At 64.5% G+C, this 13,945-nt stretch carries 12 protein-coding genes; 1 reads left to right on the forward strand and 11 read right to left on the reverse strand.

The window, feature by feature from the left end:
* Positions 1-27: 27 nt before the first annotated feature.
* The 8 genes from U0C82_RS03650 to U0C82_RS03685 all read right to left on the reverse strand — a co-directional run bounded on the left by U0C82_RS03650 (position 28) and on the right by U0C82_RS03685 (position 12,322).
* Positions 28-309, reverse strand: a complete 282-nt coding sequence (locus U0C82_RS03650; RefSeq protein ID WP_322185690.1) for a hypothetical protein — start codon at positions 307-309, stop codon at positions 28-30.
* Between the two features lie 2 nt (positions 310-311).
* Positions 312-1,136: a hypothetical protein gene (locus tag U0C82_RS03655; protein ID WP_322185691.1), complete on the reverse strand. Its 825-nt coding sequence runs from the start codon at positions 1,134-1,136 to the stop codon at positions 312-314.
* Positions 1,137-1,206: 70 nt separating this feature from the next.
* Complete coding sequence (locus U0C82_RS03660) at positions 1,207-1,623, reverse strand: DUF1353 domain-containing protein (RefSeq protein WP_322185692.1); 417 nt, start codon at positions 1,621-1,623, stop codon at positions 1,207-1,209.
* Complete coding sequence (locus U0C82_RS03665; protein ID WP_322185693.1) at positions 1,623-2,189, reverse strand: hypothetical protein; 567 nt, start codon at positions 2,187-2,189, stop codon at positions 1,623-1,625. The genes U0C82_RS03660 and U0C82_RS03665 overlap by 1 nt, the downstream gene beginning before the upstream one ends.
* Entirely contained in the window at positions 2,189-3,511 is a 1,323-nt protein-coding gene (locus tag U0C82_RS03670) for a hypothetical protein (protein ID WP_322185694.1), read from the reverse strand. The genes U0C82_RS03665 and U0C82_RS03670 overlap by 1 nt, the downstream gene beginning before the upstream one ends.
* A complete protein-coding gene (locus U0C82_RS03675) occupies positions 3,511-4,353 on the reverse strand; it encodes a hypothetical protein (protein ID WP_322185695.1) in 843 nt (280 codons plus the stop codon). The genes U0C82_RS03670 and U0C82_RS03675 overlap by 1 nt, the downstream gene beginning before the upstream one ends.
* Positions 4,354-4,367: 14 nt before the next feature.
* Complete coding sequence (locus tag U0C82_RS03680; RefSeq protein ID WP_322185696.1) at positions 4,368-5,939, reverse strand: hypothetical protein; 1,572 nt, start codon at positions 5,937-5,939, stop codon at positions 4,368-4,370.
* A complete protein-coding gene (locus tag U0C82_RS03685; protein ID WP_322185697.1) occupies positions 5,936-12,322 on the reverse strand; it encodes a phage tail length tape measure family protein in 6,387 nt (2,128 codons plus the stop codon). The genes U0C82_RS03680 and U0C82_RS03685 overlap by 4 nt, the downstream gene beginning before the upstream one ends.
* An 84-nt stretch (positions 12,323-12,406) precedes the next feature.
* Here U0C82_RS03685 and U0C82_RS03690 point away from each other — a divergent pair, with 84 nt between their 5' ends.
* Positions 12,407-12,607 carry a hypothetical protein gene (locus U0C82_RS03690; protein ID WP_322185698.1) on the forward strand — a complete coding sequence of 67 codons (201 nt, stop codon included), beginning with the start codon at positions 12,407-12,409 and terminating at the stop codon, positions 12,605-12,607.
* A gap of 16 nt (positions 12,608-12,623) precedes the next feature.
* Here the strand turns inward: U0C82_RS03690 and U0C82_RS03695 are convergent, their stop codons facing one another.
* From U0C82_RS03695 to U0C82_RS03705, 3 genes are all read right to left on the reverse strand, one after another.
* Positions 12,624-12,818 (reverse strand): hypothetical protein, encoded by a 195-nt coding sequence (locus U0C82_RS03695; protein WP_322185699.1) that lies wholly within the window; start codon positions 12,816-12,818, stop codon positions 12,624-12,626.
* Between the two features lie 80 nt (positions 12,819-12,898).
* Complete coding sequence (locus U0C82_RS03700; RefSeq protein WP_322185700.1) at positions 12,899-13,294, reverse strand: hypothetical protein; 396 nt, start codon at positions 13,292-13,294, stop codon at positions 12,899-12,901.
* A gap of 99 nt (positions 13,295-13,393) precedes the next feature.
* Entirely contained in the window at positions 13,394-13,855 is a 462-nt protein-coding gene (locus U0C82_RS03705) for a hypothetical protein (RefSeq protein ID WP_322185701.1), read from the reverse strand.
* Positions 13,856-13,945: the final 90 nt, after the last annotated feature.

Here is a 13,945-nt window from a genome sequence, read left to right on the forward strand (position 1 = left end):
ATCCGCCCCCGGCTTGATGTGTTTGTTTCAGGCGTGCCGAGGCTTGCCACGGTTGAGGACGACCCACACAAGGCATCCATTCGGACTGCGGACGCAGATCATGCGCTGGCCTTCCCATTCGATCAGGGATGCCCTACCGGTGACGCCTTCGGTCTTGCATGATGGCATCGGGCGGGGCGTCGGGATCGGGACCACTTCGATGGGCGGGATGCGAGGCTCGGCATCGGCGCGAGTGACGAGCCCGAACAGGAACGCGAACGCGAGGATTGCGACGAAGACCGCGATGGGCCAGATTGCATTGCGCCACATGGTCAGGCCGCATTCTTGGGCGCAAAGAATGCTCCCACGTAGCCGCCGACCGCGAGCAGGAAGCCCGACAGAAGGATGACGGTCTCGGGGTCGGACGCGACTTCGGGCGGAATCCAGCCAAGCTTTGCGACAAGCGTGAGCAGGCCGGTGGCAACTGCAACGCCCGCAGCGCCTCCGTTGGCTTTCGCGCGAGGACCGCCGACAGGTGCCGGGGTGATGGGCTTCGGGGCTTCGACCATGGCGGGTTCGTCCTTCGGTTCGGCCCCGTACTTCGCAGCCTTGAGAGCGGTGAGCATCTGCGCTGCATAGCCTGCGATCATCGAAGCGCGGTCCGTGCCGTTGACCGTCCTGCGCGCGTTCACGTAGTCGGCCTTCGCATCGTTGATGTAGTCGGGGAGATCCTTGCCGGTGAACGTGCCGAGCATCATGCCCTCGACGCAAATGCGAGCCGCGATCGCGCGGTCTTTCACGAGCCCAGGGTTTGCAAGAAGATCCATGTCGAGGCGATCGGACCAGTCGGTATAGTTTGCCCGGCCAGTAATCATCACAAAGCCACGGCCCTTGAAGCGCTTCCCATCACCCGGTTCCGTGTTCCCGAGATCCTTCCGGCCCTCATAGGCGGCACCGCTGGCATATTCCTCCATTGACCGGAACCGATCGCACTCGTGAAAGGCCGTAGCGAGGATGTAGGCGAGCTTGCGCACGTCGCCGTCGCCATACTGGTCAAATGCAGCGATCAGCGCCGACAGGCCATCTACGGCACTCTGCGACAATGCCCCGCCAAACGGTCGGGCGCGAACGCTCTTGAAGAATGCGGCTCGATCCATGATGGTCTCCTGCGGACACGAAAAAGGCCCCTCGCGGAGCCTGTGGAAAGTCGGTTGTGGATTGCGGGGATTATCCGCCGCGCTGATAGGCCGGCCCGCCGCCGATCCTGACGGCCTGGTAGATCGCAGACCGCGCGAGTGCGGGGCACGTCTCCCGGCGCATCACGCCGTCCTCGTCATAGACACGGTACGGCAGACCGAGCGCCTCCCACAGGATCAGGTCGGCTGTCGCCCTGTCCATCTCGCGCGTGTGGTAGAGGCGATCGTGCAGCACATATGCCTGCGCCCAGAAATCATCGGACGACAGCCACCAGCGGGCGAAGGCCGGGATCGAGCCGAGGTCCGTAAGGAACCCGACCGGGACCGTGATCGAGCGCTGCGCCAGTTCCGAGTAGAACGTGAAGCCGGCCTCAAGCTCGTAGAGGCGCCGCCCGTTGCGCCAGTAATCGGTGGACCGGTAGGAGAGCGGTTCGGTGTATGCCGACATCAGCCCTGCCCGCCCAGCAACTGCGCCGCCAGCGCGTCGGCCTCGACGGTCAGCGCCGCCACCGCCTCGGCGATCTTCTCGGGCGTGTCGAGGCTCTCGTCGGTCAGCGTGTTCGTCGCGGTACGGCGCAGGTAGACCGCCGCGCGGAGCACCGACTGATAGCGCATGGCGTTCGTCCACACGTCGTCGGCGTAGGCCTCCAGCGTAATGCCCTTGTCGTCGGCGAGGCCGGGCAGGATCGCGTCCTCTCCCAGCGTGCCGCCGTCGCGGACGATCTTCGCCTCGTCTCGCTGCTGCGTCCAGGAGAACGGCTCGACGCCCGCCCACTGGTTGATCTCGCCCTGCGTGATGCGGTTGCCGTAGGCGATGGCGGTCGCGAGGGCTTCGGCACGCGCGGCAGGAGCGTCGAAGGGTTCGGGCTCGGGCGGCAAGAACTCGCCGTCTTCGTAGCGCCAACCTATGCCGATGCCTGCCGGCAGTTCGGGCCACCCTTGCGAGGCGGCGAAATCAGAAGTCGCCTCTGCCGCGTTAGCTACGACGCCGTTTTGAACTATTCCGTAAGCCATCAGATGATCCCCCACATGCGAACTTCCCCGGCTACGCCATCACCGCCCTTGGCTCCGGTCCCTGTTCCGCCGCCACCGGCAGACCTTCCGGTCCCATCTTCTCCTGAGGCAGCGATGCCCGAATTTCCACCACGAAATCCGAAGGTGGATCCTGGCTGTCCGATGGATGCACTGCCGCCAATCGCGTATGACCCGCCGGAGCCAGAGGAAAAGCTTTCGGCTCCACCCTGTGTGTCAGGGCCAGATTGACCGGCTTGAGACGTTTGCCCACCGACACCGCCGCTCGCGCCCAGTACTCCGACGAAAGTACCACCCCCCGCCGTACCGCTTGTGCCTACTGCCGTCGCACCTGACCCTGCGGCACCCACCGTAACTCCCGAACTCGATGCCAAGAACGACGACGCTATGCTAGGATAGATAATTACGGATCCTGCTCTGCCACCCTGCCCTCCGAGATTGCTTCCGTTACCCTTACCACCACCGCCGCCGCCGCCGAACAAGATGGCGCCGAACACGCCGTAGCCGGGGGGCTTGATGAAGTTTCCAGATGCGATGAACTCCTTGTAGAAGGGTGCCAGAACGATCGACCGCAACGTCGTCCCGTCGCACTGAAACAGACGCATCTCGCCCGGATACATGATCCAGTTGTTGCGTCCGTCCGAGGCGGGGATCGTTACGTCACCAGATCCGTTTTTAACGTAACAGAAGAAGCCGTCTCCAAGATCGGAGGGCGACGCGAACGTCTGCGTGAACGTGCCCGCCGTAATTTCGATCAGATTGCCCTGATCGGCCTTGACGATTTGCGTGTTCGACGTGCGAGCGGATCGGACGAGGGACGGCGTCGTATCGAGCGCAACAAATTCCGTGCCGGTTCCGTCCGCAGTCACGCGCCAATATTTCAGCGCGTCAGCTGCTGTGATCGGCGGGAGGTTCAGAGCCGCCGCGTAACCCTGCGCACGATCGGCCTCGGTCTTTGCTTTCGCCGCCCCGACTTTCGCCGAGAACAGCCCCGGCTCGACCTCGACCCCATCGTCCGCGCTCGCCCATGCCTGCGCCTTGTCGCGCGCGGTCTCCGCTGCGGTCCTCGCCGATCCCGCTGCCCCAGCCGACCCAGCCGCGCTCTCCGCCGCCGAGTTGGCGCTATCGGCCTTGTCCGCCGCGCCCTCGGCAACCGTTGCTGTATCCGTCAGCGCGGGGAAGAAATTGACCGGATGGCCGTCCTGGTCGAACCCGCCTGGATTCGTGGCCGGATTATAGGCGCCATTGTTGTACTTGTTCTTCAGACGGTCGATTGCGTCCAGGATGGTCTGGCCGAAGGGCATTACTGGATCTCCTTGATTTCGAAGGCCGTCGAGGCGCGCCGGTAGACGATCTGCTCAAGCGGGGACAGTTGGCGGAAGCGGCCGAGGAACGACGTTCGCGTGAGATTGACCTCGTCGCCCGGCTTCATGATGAGGAAGACCTCGCGGTCGATACCGGCTTGCCGCTGCAGGTCGAACGCCTTCTCAAGCGCCTCCTGCTCGGGCAGATAGTCCCAGCCGATCCGGGCGACGCGATAGGTCTTCCGCCGATCGAAGAACTCGTTCCCGCCGAGCGCTTCGTCGACGCGGGTCTTCGTTTCGAGCCCCAGGCCGCCCCCGTAGACGTAATTCATGCTCGGCTGGTAGCCGCCGGCCATGAACAGGCGGCCGATATCGAGATAGCCGTCCGGGTTGCCCTGGTCGTCGATCTCGATCTTCCAGTACCGCGCGAACGGGGCGGGATCGGGCAGATAGATCGCCTGTTGCGTCAGCCCTTCGAGGCTTTCCGAGGTCGGGCCGCCGAGCCAGAAGTTCGGATCGCGCCACGACAGGGACTTGGTGCTGTAGAGCCGCGGATAGACCCTGATCCACCCGCTGTTGTGGCGCTCGACCGTCATTTCAGGATCATCGAACGCCCGGATCCGCCACATGGCCGCGAGCGAGAAGTTGATGTTAGCCAAGGCCACCGCCTTCACGGTCTGCAGCCGGTCGAACGCGATGTCGAATTGCGTGTCGGCCAAGGCGGCGCTGGCGGAGCGCGCCACCCGCTTCAGGGGCGACGGGGCTTTGAGCCGATCCAGCGGGATCTGCCACTCGCCGCCGGTGATCACCGCCTTGTCCGCCCTGTTCGGGTAGAGGATCATCACGTTCTGCAAATTCACCCCCACAGGACGAGCGTGGTCTGCCCGTCCTCATAATTCGCCGTTTCGCCGAGCACTCGGAACAGCCGGCCCTCGTTCAGCCCGAAGCGCGACATCTGAAGTTCGACCACGCCGGCAAGGTCGATCGTCTCGATCTCGCGCCGCGTCACCGGCACCGAGAAGACGTCGCGCCGGACCGAATAGATCGGCGCCAGGCGGTTCGCCTCGGCGTGCGCGTCCGCTTCGTTGACGAACATCGTCTCGAAAGTCAGTTCCGGCGCGTCCGGCGAGATCGCGGCGACCGCGGCGTTCTCGATCTTCACCTGCCGCCACTCTTCCGTGGCGAACGCTCGGTATGCGTCCGTGGTGTCCGACGCGGTGCCGGTGTCCGTCACGAGCTCGTCGCGCCGCACCGGATAGTGGTTCAGCCCATACTTGACGGTGATCGTCCGCGCGGCCTTGCCGCTGCCCTCGTCGTCCGTGCCGATCCGGTCGATGCCGGATCCGCCGTCGAGGATCAGCACCTCATCAATGACAGCGCCGGGCTCGCCGGTTGGAAGCTCCAGCCGGCCAACGTGGAACTTGCCGGTCCGGTCCGGCAGGAGATAGCCGCCGACGCTCCCCAGAACTGCCGCGATCGCGTCCAGCGCGTCGACATCGCTGGTTCCGACCCAATACTGCACTTCGGCCGGGTTGAGAGCGTGGAGCGCTTCGAAGTCGGCCGCCTCGAAGTCCGTGCCGGCGACGAAGCCAGCGCGCTCTAGCATCCGCCGGGCGACGCGCGCCGCCGAGCGGTCCGCAGCCGTCGCACCCTCGCTGGCATCGACCGTGATCTGTCCGTCTGCCCGCGCGCCGAGCTTGATCAGCCCGAGCGCCACGCACGAGGCGTAGGTGCCTGCGGTGACGGTCGCCGCCTTGAGCGCGGCCAGCGTCGCGTAATCCGACCCTTTGGTGAGGGCAACGCCCCGGTCCCGGACAACATCTATGGACGCGAGCCCGTTCGCGGCGATCTGGTAGATGAGGTCGAACCGGTCCACCTCGACGGCCGGGACGTTCAGGACGCGCCCATAGGCTTCGGGCTTGGGCTTGTCCTTCAGGTCTTCGCCGCCTTCGGCGTCTGCCCTGCCCCCGCTGACGGTCTCGCCGGTGAAGGTCTCTTGCTGCAGTGTCTCGCGCAGCGCGTCCAGCCGGTCGCGGATGCTGACCGTCACTTCGGCGTAGCCGAACTCCGCGTCGTCGATCAGCCCCGAGAACAGAAGCTCCCGCGAGCCGAACGGCGCGCCGTCTTCGAGCGCCCAGATTTGCACCGGGCGTCCATCGAAGGTCATGTCGAGGAGGCCGTCGAGATCCCCGTCCGGATTGGCGAGCTTGATCACGCCGACCCCGATGTCGGATTCGCCATAGGTCCGGTTGCGGCCGAACAGATGACGCTCCAGATTGCCCGGATCAGACACCCGGCCCTCATATTCGGCATTGGCCGGGTCGTCGGTTGGCCGCGTGGTGTAGGCGCTCTCACCCCCGCAATAGCGGAGGACCACATCCCCGGCCGTTGCCGGATCGTAGCCTGTCAGTTCGACGAGGTAGATCATCCCACCTTAGCCTTCCGATCCAACGAGTTGCGCGTATTGGTCTTCGCAGCCGTTTTGGCCGCCTCTTTGCCCTCGCGTGCGAGTGACAAGTGTTCCAGCCCAAGGCCTGCAAGAGTTTCCGTTTGGCGATTGATCGCACGCTCCAGGCTTCGGACTTGCTCAAGAAGCTTGGTGTTGACCGCCGTCCCGCCGTCGTTCGCCGGCGCCGGCATCCGTGCCATGGTCGGCAGCTTCAGCCGGCCCTGATTTATGGCGTTCATGGTGGGCAGACCGTAGCTTTCGACCGCGGCGGCCCGCATCATGAACTCGCCGTTGGAAGCCCTGATATTGACGTCGTCCGAGGTGCCGGTGCCGGGGCCGGTGATCAGGCCGCCAGAGGCATAGGGGCGGCCCTCGACTTGGCCGAAGTTCTCGTAGTGCGCAGCGGCGATTGCGGATACGCTGGACCCCGCCGGCAGGCCGAAGGTGTCTCCACTCGATATGGCCTGCAAAACATCGGGGTTGCTCTGGAGATACGCGATGTTGCGGTCGACAGATGGAGACGGACTTCCACCGCCCGGGGCCGCAGGCGATCCGCCGCCGCCGCCGCCCGTTGAGCCGCCTGCCGCCGTCGTTGGGACGCCAACCGCCGTTTGTGCAGCGGTAAGGTTCGCCATAGCCGCAGTGAGCGCCGCCGTCAGTTCGCCAATGCTGTCATCCACGGTACGCATGGCGTCGAGTTGGGTCCTCGCCACATCAAGCTGAGACTTGGCGACGCCCAGTTCCGTAACCGCCGTGGCCTCGGCCTGTTCAAGCGTGGTCTGCACCTCGTTGAAGGCCGAATAATAGGCCTCGCTCGAAGCGTAGTAGGCGCGGAACTCGTTGAGATAGTCCTGGCTGGCCTTCGCCAGTTCCTCTTGCGCTTCCTCGTCGCCCCCGGCCGCACGCGCCGCCACGTCGCGGAAGCGGGTCTGCGCTTCCATGGCCTGCTGCAGCGGGCTCAATCCCGACAGTTCGTCATCAAGGCGCAGATCGCGCCGCAGGTCCGCCCACTCGCGAGACAGGCCTTCAAGCCGGCTGATCGTGCTCTCGATCTCCGACGTCTGCTCTTCGTAGGCGGCTCGCAGCCGCTCCTGGATCAGCACGACCTTCTCGGCGGCGAGCGCTGCGTTGAGCGTTGCCATGTTCTGGCCGCCGGCGTTTGCCTCCTGATAGCGCTCGATGCCCGACGCCCGATCGAACGCCTTCAGCGCGCCCGAGAGGCTGTTGTTGTCGTTCGTCGCCGCGAAATAGCGCTCCTGATAGTCGCTGAGACGGCGCGCCTGCTCCTGCACCGACTGCGCGAGAATCTGCGCCCGCTCGGCGGCGAGAGCCTTTTCGAGCTCGACGACGTGGTCGTTCCCCCGCTTGGCGACTTCTTCGCGCTCGCGGGCCGCCGACCGGTCGAACTCGGCAAGCTGACCTGCCAGCTTCGAATTGTCGTTCGTCGCGGCGAAGACGCGATCCCGGTACTGGTCGAAGACGCCGGATGCCTCTTCGACCACGCCCGCCAGCTTCGGAAACAAGGCGATCAGTTCCTTGAACGCTTCGCCGGCGATCCCGGCCCCGTCGACCATCGCCTGTGCCTGTTTCGCGAACCATGCGTCCACCAGAGAGGTGTCGACGTTGATCAGGGACGCGCCGGAAAACCGGTCTTCCAACTCCTTCGTGAGGTTGCGCATGTCGGCGAGGTAGCCCTTGCCGTCGAGGCTGGCGATCTCGTCCGTAAGGCCTTGCGAGACCTCCTTGCGCACCCGCTCGGTGCCCGCGGCAATGGCCTCCCCGATACGAACCTCCGCTTCGCCGGCCGAAAGCCCGAGATCCACGAGCGCGGTGCGCAGCCCCGCCGCGGCGCCCTGCATCTGGTCGAGCGCCTTCTCGATATCGGTCTGCTCCTTGCCGAGACCGGAGACGGTCTTGAGCAAGCCCTCGATCGCGGCGCTGCGCGCGTCAGCCAGGCGCTTCTCCGCGACAGCCAGTTCCTCGGCGATCGCTGCAAGCTGCGCGTCCCGGCGCGCCTCGGCCTCGGCCAGATCGACCGCCGAGCCACCGCCGCCACCTTTGCCGGCCTTCTCGAAGACCGTGTTGAACAGTCCCTGCACGCCCATGATGCCAGACGCGAGCGCGTCCTGTGCCTGCTGCTCCCGGCCCTTGATGACGGTATAGTCGTTGTACCGATCGCGAGCGGCGACCACTGCGCCCTCGGCCTGCGCGACGCGTGAGCCAGCGGAAGCGAAGTTGCCCTTGGCCGAGGCCTCCGCCTGGTCGAACTCGTCCATGATCCGCTTCTGCTCGGCGAACAGGTCGGCATAGGCGGTCGAAACGTCGTCCAGGAACCCGCGAAGCTGCTTGCCCTGTTCGAGGACCGCATCGCGAGCCTTGGTGAACTCGGTGTTCAGCCCAAGGCCGGCGGCCAGATCCTCGGTCATCTTCGGCAGCGACTTGCGGAAATTGTCGAACAAGAACGAGCGGTACTGCTCGGCGTCCTTGATGGCCGCGGCCACCTGGCTCTTGTTCCCGCCGTTGCCGGTCTTGTCAGCCAGCTTGCGGAACTGCTCAAGCGTCTGATCGATCGTGCGAAGCTCTTTCGTCAGCGGGCCGACCTCGATCCGCTGGACCGTGTCTCGGATCTCCGCGAACTGCGCGTAATTCTGTTCCCACGCGTCATGCGCCGCTTGGCGCTCCTGCTTCTGGCGCTCCTTTTTGGCCTTGGACTTGCCGAAGATACCGCCAAGGAGGCCGGCAGCGCCACCGATAAGCGCTCCAACGGGACCGAGGGGGGTCGCAAGGCCTGCGAGAGCGCCGGAGAAGGCGCCCCCGACCGGAGAACCTGACTGCATGCCGCTCGCAAAAGCGCCAATGCCCGCGAGCGCGGTCTGGCCGACGGGCGATTGAAGGAATCCGCCTACTGAGTTCTGCGGGAGGGATGCGGTGATGCCGCCAAGCCCGCCCCCACTTGCCGAGCGCATGCCGCTCCACGGATCACCGCCGGCAACCCGAATGCCACTCCAGGGATCGCCTGGGGAAACGGGAGCGGCGCCCGGAACTGCGCCTGAGACGATCTTGCGCTGGGCGTCGATGACGCCGGCGGAAACGTCGCCTGCGAAGCCGTACGTGGAAGACGACGAGAACTTCGACGATCCGCCGCCCATCCTCTTAAGTTCGCTGATGAACCTTTCGCCATAGCCGCCGACGGACGTGCCGAGCACATCCTTGCGCCCGAGCTTTCCGACCGAGCCGGGGCCGCCGAACCATGCCTGCGCCGCGCCCCGCTCACCAAATTTGGCGACGTAGCCTCCGAACTGGTTGTCGAAGATAGCGTCCTGCAGCTTCGGACTGCTCAAGAACTCCATCGAACTGACGACGCGCCCCAGCGCAGCCTTCGACCACTGCGGGATGTTCGCTTCCATGACCTGGTATCGGCCAAGGGCGCGCCCGAGCTTAGCGTTCGTTGGGCCGATCGCGGCATAGTCGCCCGATCCCCGGCTCTCGATTGCGGCGATCGCATCACGGTAGGCCACCGCCGAGCCGGTGATCTGCTTGTTGAGGCTCTTCAGCGATGAGCCGAGCCCCGAAACATCGCCGGTGATGTCCGGCAGCGGCGACCGAGTGATCTGCCCGACCGGCGATCCGAACTGCGGCGCGAACGGGGATGCGATCGGCGAGAATGCCGGCGCCCGGTTGATCATCTCGGGCAGCTTTGAAAGCGCCCCGATCACACTTGACGAAGACGACTGCGACCCATCCCCGAATAGGCCGCCGAACAGCTTGTCGAAGCCCTTGGCCGCGTTCGCGTTGCCCAGCTGGGCGAAAGCGGAAATGAACGTGTCGAGCGCGCCCTCGCCCCGGCCGAAAGCCTCGACGATGGTCTGGCCGACAGACTTCATCGCATCGTTCGTGCGCTTCGCCTCTTCCTGCGCCTTCTTCTGCGCTTCCTCGAACCGCTTCTCGCTTTCAGCGCGGGCGTCCGACAAGGCTTGCGTCTCGCGGATATATGCCGCGTATTGCTGACCGGCGGCGCTCTGCGCGTCGATGTCCGCAGTACGAAGGCGCGAATAGACCTGTTGCTCGTTTTGCGAACGCCCCGCCTGGTCACGTTCAAAAACAAGATCGTCGCGGAAGGACGACTCGGCGTCGAAAGCCTGCTTCGCCTTGGTTGCGGCATCCATCTGCGCGGTATATTCGCCGATCGCGGCGGCCGCGTCCTTGATGTACGCCGCCTCCTCTGGCGAGACCGCATAGCCGGCATCCGCCGCGGCGCGCTTCGCCGCTGCCAGAAGCTCGACCTCGGCGCGGTATGCTGCAGCTTCGCCCGCGGACATGCCGAACGTCTCGGCCTCCAGCTTCATGGAGGCGATCTGATCTTCGATGCTGCGGACGCGCGACGTGCTTGACTTCGCCCAGGCTTCCTCTGCCTTCCGGGCCGCCTCGACCTCCTTCTCGACGGCTTCCGCGATCTCTTCCGCGGCGTCGATCGAGGCCTGCTTCCTGATCGTTGCGAGCGCGACCTCTTTTTCGGTGCGCAGCGCCGCGACCCCGGCCGCATCATTGGTGGTCCTAATGTACTCCTGGATCTCCAGATCGTACTGCCGGGTCGTCGCATTGAGTTCCTGCTGCAACGGCGAAAGATCGAGATCGTTGAAGGCGCCCTGAACCTCGGAAAGGTTCTCGCGTGCATCGCGCGAAAGCTCTTCAAGCCCCAATTTGTAACGATCGCCGACAAGGGTCTCGTCCGCTTCGGTCGTCGCGTTCCGCATCGCCTCCCGGCGAAACTCTTCGAGCTGCTGGATTTGCGTCCGGGCAACGCCGCCCATCTTCGCGAGGCCGTCGATAGCCTCTTCGAAATTGATCTGCCGCATCTCATTCGCGGCTTCGCGAAGGGCAGTGATGGACGCTTCGGCTTCAAGGGCACGGTTGCCGACATCCCGAAGGCCATCAACAAGGGCGCGGACATCTTCCGGCGTATCGGCATCCAGCTTGATCTTCGAGATTTGGTCGATCAGCGAAGTCGCTTCGATCGTGCCCTCGCCGAAGCCGCGAACAATCTCTCGAACCTGCTCAACTGTTCGGGTGTAGTCAGAATCGAATAGGTTGCCGACCGCCCCGAGGCTTTCCAGGGTGGAGGGTGTCAAACCGAAGAAGCCCTTGCCGCCCATGGCTTCGGTCGCCACGGCTTCGGTCAGCGCCGACCGCGCCGCCTCGATCGCCTTCGTCTGATCCGATATGGCGGTCTGAAGTTGCGCGCGGATTGCGACAGGGGAAAGTTGCGAATTTCGGTCGAACACACGATCGGCCGCAGTGTTCGCAGCGTCTCCGAGACCTTCGAGCGATTTCTTGTAGCTGTCGGCCGCCTTGGCGCTGGCCTCCATGCTCTTTTCGGCCTCGGTCGATTTCATCGCGAGGTAGACAGATGCGCCGGCCACAGCCGTCAGCCCGACCGTGAGCGGGGTGATAAAGCGGGTGAGGCCCAAGACCTCCTTGCCGATCTCCTGCAATGCGGACTTCGCCCCGCGCTCCGTGTCCGCGAAGATTTCAACGATCTGCGCGCCCTGGCTGGAGAGGATCGCGAAGGGCGTCGCTCCCATCATGGACATGGTCGCGATGTCGCCACCCTGTCGAAACAGGTTGAGGCCCTGATCCGGGCGGAGCCCAGCACGCGCCAAGAGCCCGGCCTGCTTTTGCGTCTCGTTCATGCGCCGCAAGGCGGCGTTCTGAACGTCTGTCGCTTCGGCGGCCTTTACCCGTAGGACGGCCGCCTCGCTTGCGACGATCAAGCCGTCTTTTTCCAACGCCGTGATGGTCGCGACTTCCTCGCGGTATCGACGGCTGATAGCCAATGCTGGTGCATATTTCTCGCGAATAGACTGGAGCGCGCTGCCCTGGCGCTGGTATGCGGCATCCAGATCGCGCTGGGCCTTTGTGAGGCGGTCGCTCTCTTCGCGCAGCTTGCGCTGCTCTTCCGTCATCCTTGCGGCGGCGCGATCGGCTTCGACCATCGCCTTCGTCTCTTTGGCGAGCGCAGCGGAAACCTGATCGGCCGTCCCGCGCAGGTCTTCCATGGCCTTCTCGGCTTGCGACACACCCTTTGCGGCGGCCGCACCGGACGCGCCAACGCCGGCCATCGCGGCGCTCATCATCTTTTCGATGCGCAGCGCGGTCTCGTTCATTTTCCGCAGTTCGCGCTCGGCGATCGACATGCCGGCGCCAACCGCCTTGCCCGCCTCGCCGGCGGCTTTGCCGAACCCTTCTGCAGCCTTCTCCGCGCGCTGCGCAGCCGGTGCGACCTTTTCGAGATCGCGCAGGCCCTTTTCCATGCCCGACGAATCGATGGATAGGCCAAGAGCGGGTCCGGTCGTGTTGCTCATGTGGCCTCCTCAAGAAAAAGGCCCGCCAAGTTGGCGAGCCCGGAAATGCGTGATTATGTGCGCAAAGACCGAGTGGAGGGTGCTTTGAGCGATTGGAAGAAACGAGAACCGCGTGGCGAAGTGAATGTCGGAAAGTTCGGCCTGACAATCGCGGCCTTGGGGCTCATATCGCTGATAGGCGTCCGGTTTCTTGACGGACCTATAGGCATACCGTCCGCGATCTTCTTCTTCGCCATCCTGATCGGGATAGCGCTCTATCTTGGCGACCGCTGGCGCGAGAAGTAAGCCAGACGATTGCTGATCACGCGGGCTTTTTGAACCCGCGCATCATGGCCCGCATGGTCTCGCGAGCCTGATCGTTGAACTCTTCGACGGTCTCGGGAATATGCCGGGGCTCGTCCACTTTGAACCCGCCGATCCGGTATCGCTGCCGCCATTCTCGCGCGTCCGTCTCGCTCATGACCTCGACCGCGAACTGGAGACGGGCAAGGTCCATCTCCATGATGTCGCGATCGGACCATCCGCGAAGGGTGGTGACGGCAGCTTCATAAAGCTTCTCGCACCACTCCTCGAAGGTTACGAGACGTGGGGATCGTTTCCCTCATCGTCGTGGTCATCTTCGACATGGCCGATCGCCGGCGTGTCGCCGCGCTCTTCGTCGATCATGTCCTTCGGCACCTTGCCGCCGTTCTGGATGATCCGCAGGAAGCGGACGAGCGGCGTCAGCATGTTGCTCATGCCAGTGCGGTAGACCGCTTCGGCCGTGTCCGCCGTTGAGATGTTCGCGTCCTTCGGCAGTCCCGCGCGCGTGATGACGATGTATGCCTCGAGATCGGACTTCATCAAACCGTCCCATGCCGCCTGCATGTTGCCGAAGTGGCGGTTGATCGTGGTCGCAGCCTTGAGACTGGAGCGGAGGACGTAGTCTTCACCGTCCAGCGTGATGGGCGTGTCAGAGTTGAGTTTCGACATATCGGGTGTTCCTTGGTTGTCGGATTGTGCCGGGTGATGAAGGTCGGGTGGGGCGACGAGACCCGACGACGCGCCGCCCCTAGCTCACGTGAGCGTCGGTTAGGCCGCGAGGACTTCGATCGGGGCTTCCTGCGGCTGCATGCTGAAGGTGATCATCTGCGTGTCGTTCGGACCGCCGAGGCCGGTGTTCGCCGACATGACGAGGACCGAGGTGTAGTAGGTGTCGAAGGTGCCGGTCTCGGTCGGGATCTCGACCTTGACGTTGTAGGACGAGCGCGTTTCGGCCGCTGCGACCATGGCCTGCTGGCCCGGATCGTCAGAGCGGCGCGAGCAGACGAGCTCCATCGTGACGCCGTTCGCCGTGCCCTTGGCGTGACGGGTGCGGGGATCGTCCACTTCCTCGACGGTGATGTCCTGGAACGTGTCGCCGAACCCGGGCATGGTCCGGACGCCTTTGACCTGGATGTACGTGTCGGCCGCCAGCGCGACCTCGGTGTAATCTGCGGTGATGCCGCCGATGCTGAACTTGGCCGATGCGACTGGAAGGGGGTTGTTCGCCATGACCGTTTATCTCCTTGGATGGCACAAAAAAGCCGCCCCGAAGGACGGCCATGGTCTCGCGGAATGCGAGGATTGAAGCGCGATGGTCCG

This window comes from Fulvimarina uroteuthidis (assembly GCF_034321785.1).
Taxonomy (GTDB): Bacteria; Pseudomonadota; Alphaproteobacteria; order Rhizobiales; family Rhizobiaceae; genus Fulvimarina; species Fulvimarina uroteuthidis.

What these genes read in the sequence shown, in the direction of transcription:
- U0C82_RS03650 (WP_322185690.1), bottom strand. Translation starts at nt 309, where the DNA reads ATGTGGCGCAATGCAATCTGGCCCATCGCGGTCTTCGTCGCAATCCTC.
- U0C82_RS03655 (WP_322185691.1), bottom strand. Translation starts at nt 1,136, where the DNA reads ATGGATCGAGCCGCATTCTTCAAGAGCGTTCGCGCCCGACCGTTTGGC.
- U0C82_RS03660 (WP_322185692.1), bottom strand. Translation starts at nt 1,623, where the DNA reads ATGTCGGCATACACCGAACCGCTCTCCTACCGGTCCACCGATTACTGG.
- U0C82_RS03665 (WP_322185693.1), bottom strand. Translation starts at nt 2,189, where the DNA reads ATGGCTTACGGAATAGTTCAAAACGGCGTCGTAGCTAACGCGGCAGAG.
- U0C82_RS03670 (WP_322185694.1), bottom strand. Translation starts at nt 3,511, where the DNA reads ATGCCCTTCGGCCAGACCATCCTGGACGCAATCGACCGTCTGAAGAAC.
- U0C82_RS03675 (WP_322185695.1), bottom strand. Translation starts at nt 4,353, where the DNA reads ATGATCCTCTACCCGAACAGGGCGGACAAGGCGGTGATCACCGGCGGC.
- U0C82_RS03680 (WP_322185696.1), bottom strand. Translation starts at nt 5,939, where the DNA reads ATGATCTACCTCGTCGAACTGACAGGCTACGATCCGGCAACGGCCGGG.
- U0C82_RS03685 (WP_322185697.1), bottom strand. Translation starts at nt 12,322, where the DNA reads ATGAGCAACACGACCGGACCCGCTCTTGGCCTATCCATCGATTCGTCG.
- U0C82_RS03695 (WP_322185699.1), bottom strand. Translation starts at nt 12,818, where the DNA reads ATGGACCTTGCCCGTCTCCAGTTCGCGGTCGAGGTCATGAGCGAGACG.
- U0C82_RS03700 (WP_322185700.1), bottom strand. Translation starts at nt 13,294, where the DNA reads ATGTCGAAACTCAACTCTGACACGCCCATCACGCTGGACGGTGAAGAC.
- U0C82_RS03705 (WP_322185701.1), bottom strand. Translation starts at nt 13,855, where the DNA reads ATGGCGAACAACCCCCTTCCAGTCGCATCGGCCAAGTTCAGCATCGGC.